The sequence below is a fragment of the Nocardia tengchongensis genome, from assembly GCF_054781395.1.
Genome location: NZ_BAAGUM010000018.1, coordinates 109,441 through 132,661 on the forward strand (window position 1 = coordinate 109,441; position 23,221 = coordinate 132,661).

Genomic DNA, 23,221 nt, shown 5'->3' on the forward strand with positions numbered 1-23,221 from the left:
TCCTGTTACGCTGCGCCCCGAAAAGGAGGTCATGGTGTTCGGAAGACGGTGGGGGATCCTCCGATGCCTGCTGGTAGCAGCCGTATTCGCGCTCACCGGCTGCGGCTCGTCCACACCGGCCCCCTCCGACCCCGGCTCCACGCCCTCCGCACACTCCAACAAGGACGTGTGCAACCGCATGCTCGACTTCTTCCACACCACCCTCGGCGTCCCCGAAGCCCAGATAGCCGAACTCAGCCAGGGCACCATCAACGCCACCATCGGCATGACCGGCTCCTGCTACCTCAACCTGAAGCCCCGCGCCCCCTACGTCGCCTGGATGACCTTGCGCAACATGCGCAAACCCGACCACACCGACCCCGAAGGCGGCCGCTACCACCGCCTCGACGGCTACGACGAAGAAGTCTGGCGCTCCGCCGACGACTCCTTCCTCACCCGCATCGGCACCTGGGAAGGCATGATCGCCATCGACGACAAAATAGCCTCCACCAGCTCGGTCCCCCTCAAAATGACCGACGCCAAAGTCCGAGACACCATCACCTTCCTGATCGCCGCCACCCGCGAACTGCAGTAGCGCACGAAAGACGCTGAACTGCAGCCACTCGACCGACGAGCCGTAGCCGTCAGGAGGGGAGGCGGTGGAGGCGGGAGGGGACCGACTCCAGGCCGTCGCCGATGCGGCGGGCCGCGGCTGAGAGTTCGGTCAGGTAGTGGTGGCGTTCGGGGCGGGTTACGTCGGGGCGGAGGGGGCCTATCTGGAGTTCCATGACGGCGTGGCCGTTGTCGTCGAAGACGGGGGCGCTCATGTAGCTGAGGGGGAGGGTGGCTTCGGAGTCGAAGGTGGGCTGGTCGTAGGCGCTGCCGCCGAAAGTGGCCAGCTGGGCCAGGACTCGGCCGCGGAGGTCCTTGTCGCCGGGGTGTTCGGCCAGGTGGGTGGCCACGTCGGAGAGGACTCGGAGGCCGGGGAGGCTGTCGGGTTCCAGGCGCCAGGCGCAGAAGCCGGCGGTGCGGAGGGTGTCGAGGACGGCGCGATATTCGTCACGTCGTTCGGAGCCCCGGGTGTCGAGCCAGTCGCGTTGGCGGGCCTTGCCGGTGTGGGCGATGATCGCGGCGCCGGCGGGGGCCAGCAGCGGGATGCGGACGCCGGACTCCATGCCGATGGTGAGGCGGTCACGGGTGACGGCGACGAACTTGAGGTGGCCGCCGCTCAGGGCGGTGAGGGCGGCGCCGCAGTTGACGCGGTCCGCCAGCTCCTCCAATTCCCGCTCCAACCAGGCCCGATCGTGACGGCTGGCGGCGGCCCGGGCGCCGATGGCCGCGAGGCGGCCACCCAGTTCGTAGCTGAGGTTGGGGAGGCGGCGGACCCAGCCGCGGTCGGCGAGGGCGGCCAGGATGGAGCCGGCGGTGGAGCGGTTCAAGGCGAGGGTGTCGGCGATCTCGGCGGCGGTGAGCGAGTCACGTTGGGCGGCGAGCAGTTCCACGATGGCGATCACGCGCTGGGTGGGCGGTGAGGGGTCGGTCTTGCCTGTGGGCACCACGGTCTCCTAGCCTGAGCCGCGGCACAAATAGCCGTACGGCTGGGTACGAATAATCGCATCGAGGAGCGGGACATGGCAACCAGGGCACAGGGGCCGAGCGGGTCGTGATCGCGGATTTCGCCGACCATTGGCTGCTCTACTGCTCCATCCCGCTCGTCGCGGCGCTCATCGGCTGGGTGACCAAGATCGTCGCCGTGCAGATGCTCATGAAGCCGCTCGAATTCAAGGGCATCCCGCCGTGGCTGGGCTGGCAGGGCGTCATCCCCCGGTCCGCGCCGCGCATGGCCACCATCGCGGTGGACCTGATGTTCGGCAAGCTCATCGATCCGCAGGACATCATCGCCCGCATCGATGTCATGGAATTGACCACGCGGCTGCGCGAACCCCTCGACGCCGGTGTCGACTACATGGTGCGGGCCATGATGATGAAGCATGAGCCGCGGCTCTGGGTGAACATGCCCGAGGCCGCGCAGCGCGCCATCATCGAACGCGCGCAACGGGATCTGCCGCAACTGATCGAGGACATCGTCTTCGATCTGCGCACCAATATCGACCAGGTGATGGATCTGCGCGGCATGGCCATCAGCGCGCTGGTGGACGACAAGTCGCTGCTGGTGGAGATGGTGCGCCGGGTCGGCAACAACGAACTGCGCTTCATCGTGCGGTCGGGGCTGATCTTCGGCACGGTGCTGGGTTTCGTGCAGATGGTCACCTGGTCGCTGACCCACAACCCGTTGCTCATGCCGGCGTTCGGCGGTTTCACCGGCCTGCTCACCGACTGGCTGGCGTTGCAGATGATCTTCCGGCCGATCCGTCCGGTCGGTATCGGCCCGTTCAAGTGGCAGGGCCTCTTCCACAAGCGCCGCGATCAGGTCTGCACCGACTACGGCGATCTCATCGCCACCGAGATCCTCACCCCCGCACGCATTCTCGAGGCTGTCCTGAACGGCGAGCGCGCCGACCGGTTGGCCTCGCTGCTGAGCCGCCACGTCAGCGAGTTCCTCGAACTCCAGACCGGCCCGGCCCGCCCGCTGGTCATGATGGTCGCGGGTGACAGCTACACCGCGATCGAACGCGACGCCGTCACCTTCGTGCTCGACCACGTCAAGGCCGCCGCCCACTCCGGCTTCGATCAGCACGCCATCGAGGCCCTGGATGTGCGCAGTCTGGTCATCGAGAAGACCAAGCAGTTGACCGACGACGAGTACGAGGGCCTGCTGCGCCCGGCGTTCAAACAGGACGAATGGAAGCTGGTCGCGATCGGCGCGGTGCTCGGATTCCTGGTCGGCGAACTCCAGGTTCACCTGATTTTGGGGTGAACCCGCCGATTTCGGCGCACTTTCCGACCGCCGTTCCAGCCCGGCGGCGGCACGGTGGTCGTACGATGGGCACTCGCGCGCAAAACCGCCGATAGTCTCGAATTCGCATGCTACGCATGTCGGTCGGCTCGGCGAAGTGCCACGCAGAATCCGCGAAATCGCCGCGAGTCTCCTCAAATTGCGATGTTTGCGAATTCGAATCGGTACCATCCCCCACGTGCGCAAGATGTATGCGGGGGCCCGACTACGGCGGTTGCGCGAGGAACGGCGGATGACCCAGGCGGCCTTGGCCAAATCCCTGGACCTGTCCCCCAGCTACCTCAACCAGCTCGAGCGTGATCAGCGACCGCTCACGATTCCCGTGCTGCTCAAACTGAATTCCACCTTCGACCTGGACGTGCAGTTCTTCGCCGCGGACTCCGACGCCCGGCTGGTGTCGGACCTGCACGAGATCCTGGTGGAGGCCGCGGGCGGCAATGCCGCGCCGGTGGCCGAGGTCGAGGATCTGGCCACCCGCATGCCCGAGGTCGCGAAAATCGTTGTGGCCATGCACCGCCGACTACGGGCCGCGACCGACCAGTTGGATCTGTTGTCCGCCAAGGTCGCCACCCCCGCCGGCGCGCCCGGCGTCCCCATGCCCTACGAGGACGTGCGCGACTTCTTCTACGACCACCACAATCACATCGCCCAGCTGGACCTGGCCGCCGAGCGGCTGTTCGAGGAGAGCGGGCTCACCATCGGTTCCCTGGACCGCCAGCTGGCGCGGGTGGCCGAGGAACGCGCGGGCGTCACCGTGCTGGTGCGCGGCGACGGCGCCGACCCGAACGTTCCCAAGCGCCACTACGAACCCGAGACCCGCACCCTCACCCTGGCCCGGCGGCTGCGGCCCGGGCAGCGCGCCTTCCAGATCGCGACCACGCTCGCCTTCCTGTTGCACGGCGCCCTGCTCGACGAGGTGCTCGACGAAAACCCCGCGCTCACCGGCGAATCCCGCACGCTGGCCCGGGTCGGGCTGGCCAACTACTTCGCGGGCGCGCTGGTCCTGCCCTACGGCAAGTTCCTGCGCTCGGCCGAGGAACTGCACTACGACATCGACCTGCTGGGCCTGCGTTTCGAGGTCGGTTTCGAGACCGTCTGCCACCGGCTCGCCACCCTGCAACGCCAGGGGCAGCGCGGGGTGCCGTTCTTCCTGGTCCGCAGTGACCGCGCCGGCAATATCTCGAAACGCCAGTCCGCCACCGCCTTCCACTTCTCGCGGGTGGGCGGCAGCTGCCCGCTGTGGGTGGTGCACGAGGCGTTCGACCATCCCGGCCGGATGCTGTCGCAGGTGGCGGCCATGCCGGACGGGCGGCGCTACCTGTGGGTGGCCCGCACCACCGCACCGGTCCCGACCGGATTCGGCGGGGCGGAGAAGGAATTCACCATCGGACTGGGCTGCGATATCGAATACGCGGACCGGTTGGTCTATTCGCGCGGCATGGAGATCGAGGATCCGGCCGCGGCCATCCCCATCGGCGCGGGCTGCAAGGTGTGCGAGCGCCCCGGCTGCGCCCAGCGCGCCTTCCCGCAGATCGGGCGGCCACTGGCGATCGACGAGCACACCAGCTCGGATCTGCCGTACCCCCGCATGCCCCACTGACCTTCCCCGTTCGCCCCACCGAACTCCCGTGCGGGCGGCGGGGTTTCGCTGTGCAACCTTTCATCCATTTTGGATATCCATATCGCACATTGCATCGAATACCGAAAGGTATTAATACTGTCTAGTATTCTTGATCCGGCACCCGGGGAAATGATGAGTTACCCGGATTAATCCGGCGTTTGCTACCCATCACGCGCACATCATGTGTAGCGTCTGGATTCGCTCGAAGTCTCTCGGAACAAGCGGTGGGCGGCAGTGATCGGTATCGACGGATGCCTCAAACGCATCATGGACATTCCCGGTGCGTGCAGCGTCACCCTGGTGGACGGCGCAAGCGGGCTGGCTATCGCCGCCGCCGGTCGTCACGACCTGGTCGATCAACACGAAGATGCCGCTGCCGCAACCGATGTCGTGCGCTCGGTGCTCACCTCCCCCGCCCTCGCCACCGGCCGTCCCGGCGACGACATCACCGAGATCATCGTGTGCGGAACCCGCGGATATCACCTGCTGAATTTGATCGACGGCGATTTCGACGGACGACTTTTCGTGCACGTCCTCTTCGACGGCGACACCGGAAATCTCGCCATGGCCAGATACCAGCTGCGATCGATTCTCACCGAATTCGCCGAGGACGATCATGGACAGTGAACTCGTCATCGAGTTACGGCGACTCGAACAGCAACGCGGCACCGGCGTACTCACCGTGGGCGACGGCGCCTTTCATCTCGTCGAGGGCGCGATCGTGGCCGCCGACTGCCGGCGCACCACCGGACTCGATCGCCTCGCGATAACCGCCGGCCTCACCGACGCCGAAGGCTGGCGCCGCGCCCGCGCGGGCACGGCCGACCAGCTACCGTCCGGCCCGCGCCTGGAAACCCTTGCGCTACTGGCCGTCTTCGACGCCGCCTACCTGCTGCTCGCCGCGCCCGCACCGGTGGAATTCCGCCCCGGGCCGCCGCACTGGCTCGCCTACGCCTGCCGGATCACCCCGGGCGCGCTGATTCACGAATGCGCCCGCCGCGGCGATCCGGCCGCGGGCGTGTGGCCGGTGGAGCTGGTGGATCGCGTCGCCGTGGTGCCGGTGCGCCGGGTCCGGCGCCGCCGCGTGGTCCTCACCGGCGGACAGGCCGAGGTGCTCGCCGCCGTCGACGCCCGGCACAGCATCACCTGGCTCGCCGAACATCTCGGCCGCACCACCTACGGGTGCCTGCTCGCGGTGCGCGAACTCACCGCGGCCGGGCTGATCGAACCACCGGTCACGGTGGCCCTCGCCGAGCACATCGCGCAGCCGCCCGCGACGGGCGACACCGCCGGCTGCGACCCCGCCGCCGCGGACCCGGCCCCCGCCGCCCCGGCCCGGAACCCCGGCGCGGCACCGAGTTCCACCCCGCCACTACGCCGCCGGGTCCGCCAGACCGCGGCGGTCGCCGTCCCCGATCGCTGGGAGCCACCCGACCGGGACGTGCTCATCCGGCTACGGGCGGCACTGGAGGAATTTGCATGACCGCGAACGGATAGGGAGGCGGCCTTGGAGGAGCTCGCGTGACCGCGCGGCGAAGGCGGCTCGGTGAATTGATAGGAAGGTTGACCAAAGTGGCGATGTCCGGCCCAGAACCGAACACGCAGGTACACAGGGAGCTGAAGTCGCTGCGGGATCGGGTGCCGCAGCTGACGGGCACGCTGGTGGCATCCACCGACGGGCTGCTCATCGCACACGATCTGCCCGCCCACATCGAGCCCGCGGGCATGGCGGCCCTCACCGCCGCCCAGCTCTCGCTCTCGCACCGGCTCGCCGCGACCGCGCACGGCGGCGGCTTCCACGAGGTGGTGGTGCACGGCGAGAGCGGCGACGTGGTGATCTACGCCGTCGGCTGGACCGCCTCGCTCACCGTGCTCGCCGCGCCCGGCGCCAATATCGGCCGCGTGCACCTGGAATCGCGGCCCGCCGCCCGCGCCATCGCCGACCACCTCGCGGCCGTCACCGGGGAGGCCGACGCCGCCTCCGCGACGCCGCCCGGAACACAGACTTCGAACCCCAAGTGAAACACCGATTGAAAGGAAACCCCATGTCCAACATGGATATCGCACTGAAGGACATGATGGTGATCGACGGCGCGCTCGGCGCGGCCGTGGTCGACTACAACAGCGGCATGGCGCTCGGCATGCTCGGCAGCTCGAAGGCGCTGGACCTGCAGGTCGCCGCCGCGGGCAACACCGAGGTGGTGCGCGCCAAGATGCGCACCATCGACCAGCTGGGCATCAAGGAGGAGATCGAGGACATCCTCATCACCCTGAGCAGCCAATACCACATCATCAGGCCCATGACCGGACGGAAATCCAAGGGCCTGTTCCTGTATCTGGCCCTCGACCGCGGCCGCGCCAATCTGGCCATGGCGCGGCACCGCCTCAAGGGCATCGAGGAAGACCTCGAGGTGTGACCGTTACCGAGCCACGCCCGGGTGCCCGTACGGGCGACCTCGCCGAATCCCCGTACGGGCGAACACCATTCTGAATCCCCATGTCGGGTCACCGTTCTGACAACCGATATCGGGCACACCGTCGGCATCCAGCCGGTAGGGTGAACCACATCAGCCGATGCCCGACGGCGTTGTCCCGCATCGAGGACCCCGGCTGCTCTTCTTCGCCTCGCGTCCGAACCCGACTGTGAAAGGACGAAGGGAACCCGCACATGACTACCAAGGCAGACCTGCCGGCCGGACTCCAAATGCGGACCAGTACCGCCGGCGGCGTCCACGGCAGCTGTGTCCAGGTCGGTTACTGGCCCGGCCGCGGCATCGTGGTCGCGCACAGCAAGGAAGGCGGCAACGGCGCGGTCCTGCTCTTCACGGTCCGCGAGTGGGAATCCTTCATCGAGGGCGTGAAGGCCGACGAATTCCCCGCGGCCGTTTAGCCCGCCGAATAGGACGCTCGCGCCGCGAACGAGTTAGGTTCGGTGGCTGTGACGTTCGAATACCGGGTCGATGACATCCTCGAGCTGTCGTGCCCGTTCACCGCGGCTCGGGTGACCGAGCTGACGGCCGACGAAGTCTTCGTCGAATGGCCCTGGTGGGCCGTCGATCCGGACAGCGACGGCGAGCGCTGGAACGGCGTGGTCGCGGTCGCGACCGGACCGGGCGCGCCCGGATGGGACCGCGAGGTGTTCCGGATCCGGCCCGGCGACGGCGAACTCGCCGCCGACGCCCCGTGCCGGATCGGGATTCCGCCGACCGTCGTGCGCGTGATCGGACTGCGGCGGCACGAACCGCCACGCGAGACCGGATGGCTGCCGCGACCGCGACGGGAGATCGTCTACGTCCGCGCCGGTCACCCCGACGCACCCGACGTCACGGACCAGGGCGCGGTGTTCGATCCCGACGACGACATTCCCCGCAAGGTCGAATTACGCTTCCGCCCCTACGCTTTCCTCGAGATCGGCGACGAGATCGCCGACGCCGCGGGCCGCGCCTGGCGGTTCGGCGGACCCTGGAACTGGGAGCCGTTCGGCACGGCCGAGACCGCGGAGCCCGCGTGGCCGCTGATGCTGCTCACCCGCGACGGGGACAGCGAGGACGCGGCCGCCGTCGACGTCACCGAGGCGACACTGTCGGGTTCACACCAGGAGGAACTGGCGCGCTGGCGCGAGCTGGCCGGGCTGACCCCGACCGACGCCACCACCGACTGACACCGGTCAGGACTTCGCCAGGTACTCCAGTCGTTCCCCGTCCACGGCCGCGCGCATCATGCTCGCCAGGCCGGGATGGTTCTTCAACCCCGGATCGCCGGCCACGATCTCGCGCGCCACTTCCTGTGCGGCGGTGATGACTTCCAGATCGTCGAGCAGCGACAGCAGACGCAGACTGCGCGCGGTGCCGGACTGCGCCGAACCCAGCACATCGCCCTCGCGACGCTGCCGCAGATCCAGCACCGCCAGTTCGAAACCGTCGGTGGTGCCCGCCACCGCCTCCAGCCGGGTCATGGCGGTACCCATCGGATTGGTCTCGGTGATGAGCAGGCACAAACCCGGATGCTGACCACGGCCGACCCGGCCGCGCAGCTGATGCAGCTGACTGACGCCGAAGCGATCGGCGTCCACGATCACCATGACCGTGGCATTCGGGACGTCGACACCGACCTCGACGACGGTGGTGCACACCAGCACATCGATCTCGGCGTCGTTGAACGCCCGCATGACCCGGTCCTTCTCGTCCGCGGGCAGGCGGCCGTGCAACAGACCCACCCGCAGATCCCCGAGCGGACCCGAGCCGAGCATCTCGTACATGTCCACCGCGGAATGGGTGGTCGGGCCTTCCTTCTCCTCCTCGGCTTTCGCCTTGCGGCCCTTGCCTTTCCCGTTCTCCTCCTCGTCGCCGATGCGCGAGCACACCACGTACGCCTGCCGGCCCTGGGAGACCTCTTCGTGGATCCGCTCCCACGCCCGATCCACCCACGCCGGTTTCACCTTGGCGGGAACGACTTTCGAGGTGATCGGGGAGCGGCCGCGCGGCAACTGGGTCAGCACCGAGGTCTCCAGATCACCCAGGGTGGTCATGGCGATGGTGCGGGGAATCGGGGTGGCGGTCATGACCAGCAGGTGCGGGCTGGCCGCGCCCTTCGCCTTGGCGCGCAACGCATCTCGCTGCTCCACACCGAAGCGGTGTTGCTCGTCGACCACCACCATGCCCAGGTCGAAGAACTCCACATTGTCCTGGATCAGGGCGTGGGTGCCGATCACCAGACCGGCCTCGCCGGTGACCGCGTCCAGCAGGGCGGCCTTCTTCTGGCCCGCCGACATGGAACCGGTCACCAGCACCACCTTGGTGGCGTTCTCGTCCGCGCCCAGCTCTCCGGCCGTGCCGAGATCGCCGAGCATCTTCTTCAACGACCGATAGTGCTGTGCGGCAAGCACTTCCGTGGGGGCGAGCAGCGCCGTCTGCTGACCGCTGTCCACCACCTGCAGCATGGCGTGCAGAGCCACGATGGTCTTGCCCGAACCCACCTCACCCTGCAGCAGCCGGTGCATGGGGTGGGTGCGCGACAGATCCGCGGAGATCTCGTCGATGACCGTGCGCTGCCCCTCGGTCAGCTCGAACGGCAGCCGCTTGTCGAAGGCGGCGGCGATACCGTCGGTGCGCGGCGGGCACGGCTTGGCGATGCGGCCCTCGGTCTGATGGCGGCGTTCGGCCAGCACCAGCTGCAACGCCATCGCCTCGTCGAAACGCAGGCGGCCGCGGGCGGCTTCGATATCGGCCTTGTGCTCGGGTAGGTGGATCAGGCGCAACGCGTCCGACACCGGCAGCAGGGCATGCTCGGTGAGCAGGGATTCCGGCAGCGGGTCGTCGATGGGGTCCAGCTGGTCGAGCACCTGGCGGATGCAGCGCAGCAGGTCCCAGCTCTGCACCTTCGCCGTCGACGGATAAACCGGGATGAACTCGCGCTCGAAGAACGAGACATCCACTCCCCCAGTGCCTTTCGCGGTCTGCGCCAGGCCGCGCAGCGCGCCGCCGCCGCGCACCGAGGTGAGGTTCTCGATCGACTCGCCCTGCTCGGGCAGGATCAGATAGTCGGGGTGCGAAAGGTTCCAGCGGTCGGGCCGCCACCAGTGCACGGTGCCCGACATCATCGCCCGCACACCGTCTTTCACCAGATAACGGACCTTGTCGCCATTGAAGAAGGTGATCTCCACCGGGCGCGGGCCGCCGGTGTCCAGGTTCACCTTGAGCAGGCTGCCGCGGCGATTCTTCATCGGCCGCAGGTCGGTCTTGGTGACCCGGCCCATCACGGTGATGTGCTGGCCCTCCTCCGGCGCTTCCTCGGTGAGCGGCTGCCCCTGGGTGGCGTAGCGCAGCGGATAGTGCCGCAGCAGGTCCTCGACGGTCTGCATGTCGAAGTGCTCCTGCAGCGATTCCGCCGCCTTCACCCCGAGCACATGGTCGAGCCGATCAGCCAGTGTCGCCATCTATTCCACCCCGATCTGCACCAGGTCGCCCGCCTGCCCGCCCGGATACACCACTACCTCCACACCCGGGAAGCCCGCGGCCACATGCGCGGTCAAGTCGTCGGAAAGCCCTTCGGGCGCATCGCCGCCCAGGAGCATGGTCACCAATTCCCCACCCAGGCCCAGCATTCGGTCCAGCAGGGTGCGCCCCGCCGCCCGCACATCGGAATCGATGACGACCACATCGTGGCCGACCAGACCGAGCCCGTCCCCCGCCTCGCACATCCCCACCATGGTCAGCGACCGCTCCGGCGCGACCCGCAGCGCACCCCACCGGGTCCCGGCCGCCGCCTCCGACATGGCGAACGCGTCATCGGCCGCGGCGCGCCCGGCATCGTGCATCGACAACGCCGCCAGCCCCTGCACCATCGACCCGCACGGCAGCATCAACACCTCCCGCTGCCCGTCGCGCCCCGCCACACTCACCGCCACCAGCTCGTGCGCCGGCAATGCCCCGTTCGGCAACACCAGCACCTCCCGCTGCGGCACCCGCCGAATGGCTTCCAGCAGCACATCCGCGGTGACCGCCCCCTCGAGCACGACCGCCCCCGCGTCCTCGAACAACCGCACCGCACCGGTGCCCGACGCCACCGCGAGGATCGCCCGATCGGCCTTCCCTGTCGGCGTATGACCGGAATCGTCGAGGATCTCGATCCGGATCCCACTCAGCACGCCCGCCGCCAGCCCGGCCTCGACCGCCGCGCCCGCGTCACCGCAATGCACATGGGCGGACCAGGTTTCATCGCCGTCACCTACGACAACCACCGAATCCCCGAGCGCCCCAAGCTGATCCCGCAGCTCGCCGATGCGCAGCTGGTCGCTCCCACGCACCAGGAACATCACCTCGTAATGCGGTGCGCCGGAGCCCCACTCGGAACGCGGAGCCAACTCCCCCGCAGGACGAACCGCCGAAGTCGGCAGCACCGCACCCGGGTTCGGCACCGACGCGATCGGATTCGACGCGGCTTCCCCGGACCGCGCCACCTCCGCCGGATACTCGACACCGCCGCCAGAACCATCGGTGCCGAAGTCGGACCGGTCGGCGGCCGATTCCTCCGAGATGACCGATACATCTGTGACCGCGCGATCCGGCACTCGCGACGGCCGTTCCTCCGGGGCGCCGCGGCGGTAGACCGGCCGTGCCGGCGCGCTTCCCCCGGCCGCCGCCACCAACTCGTCCAGCAACACCAGCAATCCGCGGGCCCCGGCATCGACGACACCGGCCTCCCGCAGCACACCCAGTTGCGCGGGCGTCTCCCCCAATGCCTTGACGGCGCCGTCCGCCGCCGCGAGCGCGACACCGAGCAGATCCCGCTCCGAGGCGTCGGCGGCCCGTTCGGCAGCCCGATCCAAGATGGTGAGCATCGTCCCCTCGACCGGCGAACTCAATGCCTCTCGCACCAGCCGAGCGGCCTGCCGCAAGGCGAACCGCAGCGCCTCGGCCGTGAGCGGCCCCTCGGCAACCGCGTCGGCGACGCCCCGCAGAACCTGCGACAGGATGATTCCCGAGTTCCCCCGCGCACCCATGGTCGCCGCACGAGCCATCGCCGCCATGACGCCGTGCGCCGATAGTGGCCGGTGGTCAGCGATCGCCGGACCCCGATCGGGCGATGCGGGCGTCGCCATATCCGTGGCCCCGACCTGTAGTCGCAGGGCCTCCGTCTGGGCGGCGGACTCTCCGCCGGCGACGCGGCCTCCGTACGCACCGGCCGACGGGATCGGGGTGTCGATCGCCGCTTCGGCCCCGCGCACGGCTGCCCGCATGGTGCTCAGCAGGTTGGTGCCGGTGTCGGAGTCGGCGACGGGGAAGACATTGAGGGCATTGATCTCGTCCCGGTGGCGTTCCAGGGCGGTGAGGGTGTGGCGACCCCAGTTCAACAAGGCCGTACCGTCCAGCGCGTCCGCTACCCCGGGCACCGTCACCGTCCTTCCCACACGTCATGGCCTCACCATCGAAAGAAACCCGTCGCCAGCCTAGTCGGGGCGGCCGACACCGTGCCGTCACCTGGCATTCGTACGCCGCATACGGGATCGGTGCCGGGGGGCTGATTGGACACGCCCGGGACGGGTTGGCTACTCTTGTGCGGTTGCCTCACGCAGGCATGGTCCTGCCCGCTCAGGTATCAGCCCGCGTTCACCAGCCATTCGCTGGTAGGTACGTCCAAAACATCAGGCTTTCGGACACGCTGTACATGGTGCAGTGCGTCCCTCTATGACATGAAGGAGCTCGCGACTATGGCTGCCGTCTGTGACGTCTGCGCCAAGGGCCCCGGCTTCGGTAAGTCGGTTTCGCACTCGCACCGGCGCACCAACCGTCGCTGGAACCCGAACATCCAGACCGTGCGCGCGCAGGTTGCCCCCGGCAACACCCGCCGCATGAACGTCTGCACCTCCTGCCTGAAGGCGGGCAAGGTCGTTCGCGGCTGATAATAGCTTTCCGACAGCAGCCCCGGCACCCAGAATGATGGGTGAACCGGGGCTGTTGTCGTTTCAGGGAGAGAACCATGAGTGACTGGCAGGTCGTTCCCCTCGAACCGAAGTACGTCTACAGCATGTCCGAATGCCATATCGCGTGCTGGCGGGAGGCGTATCAGGGCCTGGTGCCCCAGCATGTGCTCGACGCCTTCGACGTGGACCGGCGGGCGGCGGCGTGGGGCAAGATCCTGTTCGAGTATCCGGGGCGGATTCGGGTCGCGGTGCTCGACGACGACACCGTCATCGGCTTCGCGGGCAGCGGCGACAACCGCGAGGAATCACCCACCACGGAGTACGAACTGAGCGCCCTCTACGTGCGCGCGGCCTATCACGGCACCGGGGTCGCGCAGGCCCTCATGGACGAGGTGCTGCCCGAAACCGGCGATGTCGCGCTGTGGGTGTTCGAGGAGAACCCGCGAGCGCGGGCCTTCTATACGAAATACGGCTTCGAACCCGACGGTGAACGCCGAGTCGAAGCCTTCTCTCCCGCACTGCAAGTGCGGATGGTGCGCCGGGCCCTGACGGGGTGAGGCCCGGCGCCGTGGCTCACGCCGCGCCGTTGAGGCAATCCACCTGCTGGCTGATCGACTGCAACAGGCACGCCGTACGCGAGGTGACGTTGGACGACAGTCCGCTCACGCTATTGGTGTCGAGCAGGCTGCCGACGGGCGTGACCGAGGTGGTGGTCTCGGGGACGTAGGGGTCCAGCGTCAGCGGCGCGGCACCGGCGACGGCCGGAGCCGAGGCCAGCGCGGCACCCGCGGCCAGCGCGACGAAAACACCACGGGCAGTCTTCTTCTGCATACACATGCTCCTGAATCAGGTAACGGATCGGCGCTACGGCAGACGCCAGTCCACCGGCGCGGCACCCAGGGTACCCAGCAATTCGTTGGTTCGGGAGAAAGGACGAGATCCGAAGAATCCTCGTGAAGCCGACAGCGGTGACGGATGGGCGGATTCGATGTAGGGAGTGTCGCCCAGCAGCGGCTTCAACGTGGACGCGTCGCGGCCCCACAGAATCGCCACCAACGGCTGATCACGGGCAACCAGCGCGCGAATTGCCTGCTCGGTCACCGCTTCCCAGCCCTTGCCGCGATGCGAGGCCGGCTGCCCCGGCTGCACAGTCAGGACTCGGTTGAGCATCAGCACGCCCTGATCGCACCACGGCGACAGATCGCCGTTGGACGGCATCGGCAGACCCAGATCCTTGGTCAACTCCGAGTAGATATTGGACAGACTCCGCGGAATCGGTGAAACGTCCGGCGCCACCGAGAAACTCAGCCCCACCGGATGCCCCGGCGTCGGATACGGATCCTGACCCACGATCAGCACCCGGACCTTGTCGAAGGGCCGCTGGAAGGCCCGCAGCACGTTCTCCCCCTTCGGGAGATAGCCACGCCCCTCGGCGTTTTCGATACGCAGGAATTCACCCATCGCGGCAATGCGGTCGGTCACCGGCTCGAGGGCCTCGGCCCAGCCCGTGTCGATGACTTCCGACAGTGGTTTCGCACCCATGTCGGGAAAACTTATCGTGTCGAGATTCATCGCGATACCGGGCCCGGCTATGCGAAGGATTCCCAACCGGCGGGTCCCGTCCGCGCGGTTCCGTCGACCGTCACACCCGAGCCCGCACGAACGGATCCGACCCGCATCCAACCCTCCGGCAAATCACCCGAATCGGCGAAAGTCGCGGCGAAAGCGTGGTCCTCGCCACCCGCCAGAATCCAGTCCAGGGGGCTGACGCCCAGCGCCTTCCCGACCGCCTCCAAGGCAGGGTCGGACAGAGCCGCCGAGTCGAGATCGATGGCCACACCCGAGGATTCGGCGATATGCCCGAGGTCGGCCAGCAATCCGTCCGACACGTCGGTGAGCGCGGTGACCTCGACCGTGTCGGGCAGCTCCAGCACCGCCTCGTAGGGCGGCTGCGGAACCCGGTGCGCGGCAACCATCTCCGCGAACTCGGCGGTCAGCTCCGCCGACCCGGCCGACAACACCGCCAGCCCGGCGCCCGAATGACCCAGCGGTCCGGCCACTGCCACCACATCACCCGGGCGCGCGCCCGACAGTCTGATCGGGGCGCGACGCGGATCCCCGAACGCGGTCACCGAGATGATGATCAGCGGACTGCGCACCATGTCCCCGCCGGCGATGGACGCCCCGGCCCGCCCGGCCTCGGCCCACATGCCGTCCGCCAGCGCGCGCACGAATTCGACCGGAGTATCGGCCGGACAGCCCAGCCCGACCACGAAGGCGCTCGGCACCGCGCCCATGGCCACCACGTCGGCGGCGTTCTGGGCGATGGCCTTGCGCCCGATCTCCTGCGGGCTCGACCAATCGACGCGGAAGTGCCGGTCCTGCACCAGCATGTCGGTGGTCACCACGAACCGGCCCTCGGGCGCGGCGATCACCGCGGCATCGTCACCGGGACCCAGCAGCACCCCGGGGGTCTGCGTCCGGCCCGCGTTCACCAGCGCGATGAGCCCGAACTCCCCCAGCTCACCCACCGTGCGGGCGGCCGGAACTGACTGCGGGTTGCTGCCGGTGGTGATGGCGGTCTCCTTCGGGAGTGTGATGCGGGCGGCCGACCGCTCGACGGTACCCTCGAAGCCGCAATCGACGACCAGCAGCCGGGATGCGCGCACCGAGGACGTGCGGGCCCGGCACGGCACGATCGGGGATCGACGACCGGATGAGCAACGACACCCGCGGCAACGAAGCGGACCACAGCGACGCGGCCCTGCCCGAGCAGGCGACCGACGCGACCGACGCCGAGCCGACCGGCGACGCGCAACCGGAGCCCGCGAACACCGCCGACGCGGACGAGGACTACGGCATGCGCCGCTCGCCCGCGCTCATCGCCACCGCCGTCGCCCTGCCCGTCGCCCTCGTCGTCGGACTGATCGTGATGGGCGTGCTGGCCAACCGGCACCACAGCCGCGATCCGCTGGCCCTCGGCGCGGTCCCCGCCCCGGCCGCCGCGGGTCCCGAATGCACCGCACTGCTCCCCGCCCTGCCCGGCACGATCGGCGACTACACCACCGCCGAACTGGTGCAGCCCGCGCCGCCCGCCACCCACGCCTGGCAGCTGCCCGACGGCGGCGACGCCATCGTGGTGCGCTGCGGCCTGGACCGGCCCCTGGAATTCACCAAGTCCTCGCCGCTGCAGGTGGTCAACGGGGTCAACTGGTTCGAACTGCGCGACCAGACCAGCGGTGTCACCTCCGGCACCTGGTGGGCCGTGGACCGCGGCACCTATGTCGCGCTGACCATGCCCGACAATGCCGGAGCGACTCCGCTGCAGGAGGTTTCGGAGGCCATCAAGAAGGCGATGCCGGAGAAGCCGATGGACCCGAATCCGATCCCCAACTGACGCATATATAGGGACCGAGCCCGACGCTCAGAGCTTGCGGAGCTTGGCCTTTCCGGCGGCGAGGTCGATCTCGGGTCCCTCGTCGCCGTCGCCCGGGTTCTCCCGGTGCATGAGCACCGACTGCCGTTGTTCCATCTCCAGCCGCTTGCCCGAACTGAAGGCCGCGTCGAATTGCTCCAGGCCGATGGCGGCCGCGTTGCGGTCTTCGTCGTTGCGCATCCACGGCAGCGCGGTGCGCCCGGTCAGTTTCCGGTAGGCGACATCGGCGAAGGCCACCGCGATGATCAGCAGTGCCAGCCCGGGAATCGTCAGAGCCACGATCACGCCATCGAGGCTACGCGCGGGCGACGGCGCCGACGTCGCTCTCCGGTCGCACCGAAACGGCCCGGTCCATCATCCGAAATGATGAACCGGGCCGTTCCTGGTCATGATCAGCGCAGGCCGGTGCCGCGGGCGCGGGCGGTCTCGATGAGGGTGCTCACCAAGGTCCGGTTGTCGATCCCGGTGGCCTCCCACATGCGCGGGTACATGGAGATCGAGGTGAAGCCGGGCATGGTGTTGATCTCGTTGATCACCGGGCCGTCGGCGGTCACGAAGAAGTCGACGCGGGCCAGACCCTGGCAGTCCAGGGCGCGGAACGCACGCACCGCGAGCTCCCGGATCTCCAGCGACACAGCGTCGTCCAGCTTGGCGGGGACGTCGAACTCGCAGACGTCGTCGAGGTACTTGGTGTCGAAGTCGTAGAAGTCGGGGGCCTGCGAGTCGTCCTCGGGCATCCGGATCTCGGCGACCACACTGGCTTCCACCCGGCCGTCCGGGAATTCCAGCACGCCGCACTCGACCTCACGCCCGACGATGCCGGACTCGACGATCACCTTCGGGTCGTGGCGGCGCGCCTCGACGATGGCGGCGTCCAACTCGTCCCAGCTGTCCACCTTGGTGATGCCGATCGAGGAACCGCCGCGGGCGGGCTTCACGAACACCGGTAGCGCCAGGCGGGCGCGGTCGGCCTCGGCGACGGTCGCCGCGCCGGGGCGCAGCACCACCTGCACACCGACCGGAAGGCCCTCGGCGGCAAGGAGTTTCTTGGTGAACTCCTTGTCCATGCCGGCCGCGCTGGCCAGCACGCCGGGACCGACGTAGGGCAGTTCGGCCAGTTCGAGCAGGCCCTGCAGGGTGCCGTCCTCACCGAACGCGCCGTGCAGCACCGGGAACACGATGTCGACCGCGCCGAGCACGGTCTCCGCGCCGTCGAGCGGCACCAGCGCGCCCGCGCGCGAGGGGTCCGCGGTCAGCGCCAGCGCGGTGCCCTTGTCGTCGACCATGGGCAGCGCCCGATCCTGGGCGGACAGCGTCCGCGGATCCGCGTCGCCGAGCACCCAGGTGCCGTCGCGCGTGATACCGATCGGAACCGCCTCATAGCGTTCGGGATCGAGGCTCGCCAACACGGTGCGCGCGGACACGCACGACACCCCGTGCTCATTGCTGCGGCCGCCGAACACCACCGCCACCCTGGTCCTGTTGGTCATGCCCCGAACCGTACCCGGTCGAATGTGGCGGCAGTGTTACGCGGTCGTCCCGGCCCCTCGACACGGTCGCCCGCGGCCGGGGGCGGGTTCACTCGGATTTGAGGCGACGCCCCTGCAGTTGCCCGACCGCCTCGGCTGCGGAGAGACCCTCGTGGCACACCTGATGCACCGCATTGGTCAGCGGCATCTCCACGCCGTGCGCCGCGGCCAGCGCCCGCACCGATGTGCAGGACTTCACACCCTCGACGACCTGGCCATGAGTCGCCTGCAGCGCGGTCTCCATGGTGCCGCCCGCGCCCAGTGCGCGCCCGAAGGACCGATTGCGCGACAGCGGCGAGGTGCAGGTAGCCACCAGGTCGCCGACACCGGCCAGACCCGCGAAGGTGACCGGCTCCGCGCCGACCGCCACCCCGAGCCGGATGATCTCGGCCAGCCCGCGCGTGATGAGGGTGGCAACCGAGTTGTCGCCCAACCCCATTCCCGAGGCGATACCGCAGGCGAGCGCGATGACGTTCTTGCACGCCCCGCCGATCTCGCAGCCGATCACGTCGGAATTGGTGTACGGCCGGAAATAGCCGGTGGCACACGCGTGCTGCACCGCCTCGGCGCGCGCCACGTCCGGGCAGGCGATCACGGTAGCGGCGGGCTGCCCGGCCGCGATCTCGTGCGAGAGGTTCGGGCCCGACAGCACCGCGATGCGGCTCGGGTCGGCGCCGGAGACCTCCGCGATCACCTGGCTCATGCGCAACAGGGTGCCGGTCTCGATGCCCTTGGCCAGACTCAGCAGCGTGGATTCGGGCGGGATCAGGTCCTTCCAGGCCGCCAGATTCGTGCGCAGCGACTGCGAGGGCACCGCCAGCACCACGATGTCGGCCCCGTCGAGCGCGACCGCCGGGTCATCGGTCGCGGCCAGCGGCGGCAACGCGACATCCGGCAGATACCAGGGATTGCGATGCTCGGTCGCGAGCACCTTCGCCACCTCCGGCCGCCGAGCCCACATGGTGGTCTCGGTTCCCGCCTCCGCCAACACCTTCGCGAACGCGGTCCCCCATGACCCCGCTCCCAACACCGCTGCCCTTGCCATGTGACAAATATATGCGCGCGTCCTGTGAGCCACGCCCGTTGTGACGTCAGCGCGGAATTCGACGCCGCTCACACACCCGTCATCTTGGAGTGGGAGGATTCGGGCATGCACCCGTCCGTGCACGCGGTCATCGCTGTGAAGAGCCTGGGACTGGCCAAGAGCCGGCTGGCCGATGGGCTGGCTCCCGAGTACCGGCCGCGACTCGTGCTGGCCATGCTCGAGGACACGGTGACCGCGGCGGTGTCGACACCGGCGATCGCCTCGGTGACCGTGGTGACGCCGGACCCGACCGTCGCCGGCGTGGTCCGCGCCCTGGGCGCGCGAGTCCATCCCGAGCCCGAGGTCATCGCCCCGCACACCAGCGGACTCAACGCCGCCTTGGCCGCGGGCGCGGAGGGGGTGCGGCGCGCGCACGGGGCCGTCGATCTGCTTGCCCTGCAAGCGGATCTGCCCGCACTGCGCGCGGCCGAACTCGGCGAGCTGCTGCGCAGCGCCCGGCATCACCGTTCGGTGGTCACCGATCACGACGGCAGCGGCACCGTCGCCCTGCTGGTGCGCGGCGGCGGTGACGATCCGCTGAATGCCGCGCTGAACCCGCTTTTCGGTCCGGACTCCGCGCGCCGCCATATCGCCGGCGGCGCGGTGGAGGTGCTGGGCGAGTGGCCGGGGCTGCGGCAGGACGTCGATACCGCGGCGGATCTCGAGCGCGCCGTGGCGCTCGGCGTCGGGCGAGCCACCAGCGCGCTACTCCGAGAAATCGGCGTGTCGCAGGCGTGTCATGGAACCGGGGACAGGTGCCGGGCCGAGTCGTCACTGTCCTGACGCAGCGTGATCTGCACTGCAATGGACGGTGTCAGAACGGCACCCCACCCACGACATAAGGAATGATCGTGAGAGTGAGCGATACGGAAACCGTCAAGCAATCGCCGCTACTACCGGCGGCGCCGCCCGCGGCAACCCCACCGCCCACCGCGATACCGCCGCTGCCCGCGGACCGGTACGTCAACCGAGAACTGAGCTGGCTCGATTTCAACGCCCGCGTGCTGGCGCTGGCCGAGGACCATTCCCAGCCCTTGCTCGAACGCGCAAAGTTCCTCGCCATTTTCGCGTCGAATCTGGACGAGTTCTACATGGTCCGGGTGGCGGGCCTGAAGCGCCGCGCCGAGACCGGCCTGTCGGTGCGGTCCTCGGACGGGCTGTCCCCCACCGAGCAGCTCGAGATGATCGCCGTGCGCACCCAGCAGCTCGCCGAGCGGCACGCGCACGTCTTCCTGGACCAGGTGCTGCCGGCACTGACCGCCGAGGGCATCGACATCATCCGCTGGGCCGAGCTGGACGACGCCGAAAAGCAGCGCCTGTCCGGGTATTTCCAGGATCAGGTGTTCCCGGTGCTGACCCCGCTGGCGGTCGACCCGGCCCACCCGTTCCCCTACATCAGCGGACTGAGTCTCAATCTCGCCGTGACCGTGAAGGATTCGGCCACCGGGGGCGAGCACTTCGCGCGAGTCAAGGTGCCCGACAACGTAGATCGCTTCGTACGGGTCCGCCGCACCGGCGCGGGCAGCACCACCTCGAACCGTGATTCCGCTGCGGCACAAGGCCCGTCCACCGCCGCGTTCCTCCCCATGGAGGAGCTGATCGCCGCCCACCTGGATCAGCTGTTCCCGGGAATGGAAGTGGTGGAACAGCATTCGTTCCGCATCACCCGCAACGCCGGACTGGAGGTCGAGGAGGACCGCGACGAGGACCTGCTGCAGGCTCTCGAACGCGAACTCGCTCGCCGGCGCTTCGGATCCCCGGTGCGGCTCGAAGTCTCCGACGACATGACCGAACACATGCTCGACCTGCTGCTGCGCGAACTCGACGTGGACCCGGCCGACGTCATCCAGGTCCCCGGCCTGCTCGACCTGTCGTGCCTGTGGCAGGTCTACGGCGTGGACCGCCCCCTGCTCAAGGACGCCCCCTACGTCCCGGCCACCCCGCCCGCCTTCGGCGAACGCGAAACGCCCCGAAACGTTTTCGCCGCCCTGCGCGAGGGCGACGTGCTGGTGCACCACCCCTACGACTCCTTCTCCACCAGCGTGCAGCGGTTCATCGAACAGGCCGCCGCCGACCCGCAGGTGCTGGCCATCAAGCAGACCCTGTACCGCACCTCCGGTGACTCCCCCATCGTCAACGCGCTCATCGACGCCGCCGAGGCGGGCAAGCAGGTGGTCGCGCTGGTCGAGATCAAGGCCCGCTTCGACGAGCAGGCCAACATCAAATGGGCTCGGGCGCTGGAGCAGGCCGGCGTGCACGTGGTCTACGGCCTGGTCGGGCTGAAGACGCACTGCAAGACCTGCCTGGTGGTGCGGCGCGAGGGTGCCACCATCCGTCGCTACTGTCACATCGGCACCGGTAATTACAACCCGAAGACCGCGCGCCTGTACGAGGACGTCGGATTGCTCACCGCCGCACCGGAGATCGGCGCCGACCTCACCGACCTGTTCAACTCGCTGACCGGCTATTCGCGAAAGGCCAGCTACCGCAACCTGCTGGTCGCCCCGGTCGGGGTGCGGGCCGGGATCATCGAGCGCATCGAACGCGAGATCGAACTGGCGCGCGAGGGCGCGGACGCGCGAATCCGAGTGAAGGCCAACGCCATCGTCGACGAGCAGGTCATCGACGCGCTCTACCGCGCCTCCCAGGCCGGGGTGCCCGTCGAGATCGTGGTGCGCGGCATCTGCGCGCTGCGCCCCGGCGTCCCCGGCATGAGCGAGAACATCGAGGTGCGGTCGATTCTCGGGCGCTACCTGGAACATTCGCGCGTGCTGCACTTCCAGGCGCAGAACGAATACTGGATCGGCTCAGCCGACATGATGCACCGCAACCTGGACCGGCGCGTGGAAGTGCTGGCCCAGGTGAAGGATCCGCGCCTGTGCGATCAGCTCGGACAGGTGTTCGACTCCGCCACCAACCCCGCCACCCGCTGCTGGGTGCTGGGCCCCGACGGCGGCTGGCAGGCCCAGCCCGGCCCCGACGTGCCCTCCGATCAGATTCGCGACCACCAGGAGTACCTCATGCGGCTGCGTCGTCCGGACCGCCAGTGAGCCGAGCTGACAAAGCGCCCGCCGCCGAATTCACCGACCCACCGGTCAAAGCGAATATCCTCGCGGCGGGCGCCGTGTTGTGGCGGCACGCGCCCGGGACCGACACCGTCGAGATCGCGCTGGTACACCGCCCCAAATACGACGACTGGTCGCTGCCCAAGGGCAAGCTGGATCCCGGTGAGACGCCGGTGATCACGGCCGTCCGCGAGGTCGCCGAGGAAACCGGCCTGAATTCGCGCCTGGGCCGCTATCTCGGCCACGTGACGTATCCGATCCCCGGGCATCGGAAGTTGAAACGGGTCGACTACTGGGCCGCCGAGGTCCTCGACGGGGCGTTCGAGTCCAACCCGGAAGTCGACGTCCTGCACTGGTACCGCCTCGACCGGGTGATGGACGCCGTCTCCTATCCCATGGATCGCAGCATCATCCGGAATTTCCAGCGCCAGCCCGCCGATACCGCCACCCTGCTGCTGGTCCGGCACGCCAAGGCCGGTCGTAGCTCCCGCTACGGCGGCGACGACGACCTGCGGCCACTCGAAAAGGCCGGTCGCGCACAGGCTCGCGCCCTGGTGCCCAACCTGCTCGCCTTCGGCGCGACCGAAATCGTCTCCGCCCCACCGGTCCGCTGTGTCCAAACCGTGACCCCACTGGCCGAAGAACTCGGTACCGACATCGAATTGGAACCGCTGTTCTCCGAATCCGGTTACGCGGCAGCACCCGATGCCGCCCGCAAACGCGCCCGCGACCTGGTCTCCGGCGACTCCGTACGGGTGATCTCCAGTCAGGGCAAGGTGATTCCCGATCTCCTGGAGTGGTGGGCCGCCGAGGACGGCGTCAGCCTGCCACCGGCCCGCAACCGCAAGGCCAGCGTCTGGGTGCTGTCGTTCAACGGCGGCCGCCTGATCGCCGCCGACCATCTCGACCGCGTCCTGACGCCGACCGATCTCCCCGAGGCTTGAGGCGTCAAGCGGGTTCCCGACGGGCCACGTGACCGGTGGGGAACCCGCGGCCGGTCCGCCGAGAATCCTTGGAACGCTGCCGTACCGGTCTCTGTCCGGCCGAATCCACCCCGCGCATAGCCGATTCCACCCCCTAATCGGCCCCCACCGGCCCCCAGGCGACCGGAAACCTGCCCCCGGACATGCGAAACGGCCCGGCGCTGCCGGGCCGTTTCACGTGTCGT

At 68.8% G+C, this 23,221-nt stretch carries 24 protein-coding genes; 15 read left to right on the forward strand and 9 right to left on the reverse strand.

Annotated elements, in window-relative coordinates; translation table 11 throughout:
* The first annotated feature begins 34 nt into the window (after nucleotides 1-34).
* The gene (locus tag ACYVKL_RS35100) at nucleotides 35-574 is read left to right on the forward strand and encodes a hypothetical protein (RefSeq protein ID WP_460773965.1); all 540 of its coding nucleotides are present in this window, start codon (nucleotides 35-37) and stop codon (nucleotides 572-574) included.
* 49 nt (nucleotides 575-623) lie between these two features.
* Here the strand turns inward: ACYVKL_RS35100 and ACYVKL_RS35105 are convergent, their stop codons facing one another.
* Nucleotides 624-1,535, reverse strand: a complete 912-nt coding sequence (locus ACYVKL_RS35105) for a helix-turn-helix domain-containing protein (protein ID WP_357193468.1) — start codon at nucleotides 1,533-1,535, stop codon at nucleotides 624-626.
* Nucleotides 1,536-1,642: 107 nt separating this feature from the next.
* Here ACYVKL_RS35105 and ACYVKL_RS35110 point away from each other — a divergent pair, with 107 nt between their 5' ends.
* The 8 genes from ACYVKL_RS35110 to ACYVKL_RS35145 all read left to right on the forward strand — a co-directional run bounded on the left by ACYVKL_RS35110 (nucleotide 1,643) and on the right by ACYVKL_RS35145 (nucleotide 8,178).
* Nucleotides 1,643-2,857 (forward strand): DUF445 domain-containing protein, encoded by a 1,215-nt coding sequence (locus ACYVKL_RS35110; RefSeq protein ID WP_213557117.1) that lies wholly within the window; start codon nucleotides 1,643-1,645, stop codon nucleotides 2,855-2,857.
* Nucleotides 2,858-3,074: 217 nt separating this feature from the next.
* Entirely contained in the window at nucleotides 3,075-4,496 is a 1,422-nt protein-coding gene (locus ACYVKL_RS35115) for a short-chain fatty acyl-CoA regulator family protein (RefSeq protein WP_379171946.1), read from the forward strand.
* Nucleotides 4,497-4,751: 255 nt separating this feature from the next.
* The gene (locus ACYVKL_RS35120; RefSeq protein ID WP_213557119.1) at nucleotides 4,752-5,144 is read left to right on the forward strand and encodes a hypothetical protein; all 393 of its coding nucleotides are present in this window, start codon (nucleotides 4,752-4,754) and stop codon (nucleotides 5,142-5,144) included.
* Nucleotides 5,134-6,000, forward strand: coding sequence for a hypothetical protein (locus ACYVKL_RS35125; RefSeq protein WP_379171949.1), 867 nt, complete (start codon nucleotides 5,134-5,136; stop codon nucleotides 5,998-6,000). Before ACYVKL_RS35120 ends, ACYVKL_RS35125 begins: the two co-directional genes overlap by 11 nt.
* 95 nt (nucleotides 6,001-6,095) lie before the next feature.
* Entirely contained in the window at nucleotides 6,096-6,539 is a 444-nt protein-coding gene (locus tag ACYVKL_RS35130; protein WP_213557120.1) for a roadblock/LC7 domain-containing protein, read from the forward strand.
* A 23-nt stretch (nucleotides 6,540-6,562) separates the two neighbouring features.
* Nucleotides 6,563-6,934, forward strand: coding sequence for a hypothetical protein (locus ACYVKL_RS35135; protein ID WP_213557121.1), 372 nt, complete (start codon nucleotides 6,563-6,565; stop codon nucleotides 6,932-6,934).
* Nucleotides 6,935-7,185: 251 nt separating this feature from the next.
* Nucleotides 7,186-7,407, forward strand: a complete 222-nt coding sequence (locus ACYVKL_RS35140; RefSeq protein ID WP_213557122.1) for a DUF397 domain-containing protein — start codon at nucleotides 7,186-7,188, stop codon at nucleotides 7,405-7,407.
* A 48-nt stretch (nucleotides 7,408-7,455) separates the two neighbouring features.
* Nucleotides 7,456-8,178, forward strand: coding sequence for a hypothetical protein (locus tag ACYVKL_RS35145; protein WP_379171952.1), 723 nt, complete (start codon nucleotides 7,456-7,458; stop codon nucleotides 8,176-8,178).
* 6 nt (nucleotides 8,179-8,184) lie between these two features.
* Here ACYVKL_RS35145 and recG read toward each other — a convergent pair whose 3' ends face one another.
* Complete coding sequence (gene recG, locus ACYVKL_RS35150; protein WP_379171954.1) at nucleotides 8,185-10,452, reverse strand: ATP-dependent DNA helicase RecG; 2,268 nt, start codon at nucleotides 10,450-10,452, stop codon at nucleotides 8,185-8,187.
* Complete coding sequence (locus tag ACYVKL_RS35155; protein ID WP_379171956.1) at nucleotides 10,453-12,408, reverse strand: DAK2 domain-containing protein; 1,956 nt, start codon at nucleotides 12,406-12,408, stop codon at nucleotides 10,453-10,455.
* A gap of 318 nt (nucleotides 12,409-12,726) precedes the next feature.
* Between ACYVKL_RS35155 and rpmB the strand changes: the two genes are divergently transcribed.
* Together rpmB and ACYVKL_RS35165 are read left to right on the forward strand one after the other, a co-directional pair.
* Nucleotides 12,727-12,918, forward strand: coding sequence for a 50S ribosomal protein L28 (gene rpmB, locus ACYVKL_RS35160; RefSeq protein ID WP_011210730.1), 192 nt, complete (start codon nucleotides 12,727-12,729; stop codon nucleotides 12,916-12,918).
* Nucleotides 12,919-12,995: 77 nt separating this feature from the next.
* Nucleotides 12,996-13,496, forward strand: coding sequence for a GNAT family N-acetyltransferase (locus tag ACYVKL_RS35165; protein WP_379171959.1), 501 nt, complete (start codon nucleotides 12,996-12,998; stop codon nucleotides 13,494-13,496).
* Between the two features lie 16 nt (nucleotides 13,497-13,512).
* Here the strand turns inward: ACYVKL_RS35165 and ACYVKL_RS35170 are convergent, their stop codons facing one another.
* From ACYVKL_RS35170 to ACYVKL_RS35180, 3 genes are read right to left on the reverse strand one after another with little or no spacing between them, the layout of a single operon-like run.
* Nucleotides 13,513-13,770: a hypothetical protein gene (locus ACYVKL_RS35170; protein WP_213557125.1), complete on the reverse strand. Its 258-nt coding sequence runs from the start codon at nucleotides 13,768-13,770 to the stop codon at nucleotides 13,513-13,515.
* A gap of 33 nt (nucleotides 13,771-13,803) precedes the next feature.
* On the reverse strand, nucleotides 13,804-14,481 hold the full coding sequence (locus tag ACYVKL_RS35175) for a uracil-DNA glycosylase (protein WP_379171961.1): 678 nt from the start codon (nucleotides 14,479-14,481) through the stop codon (nucleotides 13,804-13,806).
* Nucleotides 14,482-14,528: 47 nt separating this feature from the next.
* Nucleotides 14,529-15,470, reverse strand: a complete 942-nt coding sequence (locus tag ACYVKL_RS35180; RefSeq protein ID WP_379172089.1) for a thiamine-phosphate kinase — start codon at nucleotides 15,468-15,470, stop codon at nucleotides 14,529-14,531.
* Between the two features lie 185 nt (nucleotides 15,471-15,655).
* Between ACYVKL_RS35180 and ACYVKL_RS35185 the strand changes: the two genes are divergently transcribed.
* On the forward strand, nucleotides 15,656-16,336 hold the full coding sequence (locus ACYVKL_RS35185) for a DUF3515 domain-containing protein (RefSeq protein ID WP_379171963.1): 681 nt from the start codon (nucleotides 15,656-15,658) through the stop codon (nucleotides 16,334-16,336).
* Between the two features lie 27 nt (nucleotides 16,337-16,363).
* On the opposite strand, the gene ACYVKL_RS35190 is transcribed toward ACYVKL_RS35185, so the two are convergent.
* From ACYVKL_RS35190 to ACYVKL_RS35200, 3 genes are all read right to left on the reverse strand, one after another.
* Nucleotides 16,364-16,660: a DUF6191 domain-containing protein gene (locus ACYVKL_RS35190; RefSeq protein WP_379171965.1), complete on the reverse strand. Its 297-nt coding sequence runs from the start codon at nucleotides 16,658-16,660 to the stop codon at nucleotides 16,364-16,366.
* Nucleotides 16,661-16,767: 107 nt separating this feature from the next.
* Nucleotides 16,768-17,865 carry a D-alanine--D-alanine ligase family protein gene (locus ACYVKL_RS35195; protein ID WP_379171968.1) on the reverse strand — a complete coding sequence of 366 codons (1,098 nt, stop codon included), beginning with the start codon at nucleotides 17,863-17,865 and terminating at the stop codon, nucleotides 16,768-16,770.
* A gap of 88 nt (nucleotides 17,866-17,953) precedes the next feature.
* The gene (locus tag ACYVKL_RS35200; protein ID WP_379171971.1) at nucleotides 17,954-18,949 is read right to left on the reverse strand and encodes an NAD(P)H-dependent glycerol-3-phosphate dehydrogenase; all 996 of its coding nucleotides are present in this window, start codon (nucleotides 18,947-18,949) and stop codon (nucleotides 17,954-17,956) included.
* 105 nt (nucleotides 18,950-19,054) lie between these two features.
* Here ACYVKL_RS35200 and cofC point away from each other — a divergent pair, with 105 nt between their 5' ends.
* The 3 genes from cofC to ACYVKL_RS35215 all read left to right on the forward strand — a co-directional run bounded on the left by cofC (nucleotide 19,055) and on the right by ACYVKL_RS35215 (nucleotide 22,997).
* Nucleotides 19,055-19,771, forward strand: a complete 717-nt coding sequence (cofC, locus tag ACYVKL_RS35205) for a 2-phospho-L-lactate guanylyltransferase (protein WP_379171973.1) — start codon at nucleotides 19,055-19,057, stop codon at nucleotides 19,769-19,771.
* Nucleotides 19,772-19,833: 62 nt separating this feature from the next.
* Nucleotides 19,834-22,038, forward strand: coding sequence for an RNA degradosome polyphosphate kinase (locus tag ACYVKL_RS35210; RefSeq protein WP_379171975.1), 2,205 nt, complete (start codon nucleotides 19,834-19,836; stop codon nucleotides 22,036-22,038).
* Entirely contained in the window at nucleotides 22,035-22,997 is a 963-nt protein-coding gene (locus ACYVKL_RS35215) for an NUDIX hydrolase (protein ID WP_379171977.1), read from the forward strand. Before ACYVKL_RS35210 ends, ACYVKL_RS35215 begins: the two co-directional genes overlap by 4 nt.
* Nucleotides 22,998-23,221 lie beyond the last annotated feature (224 nt).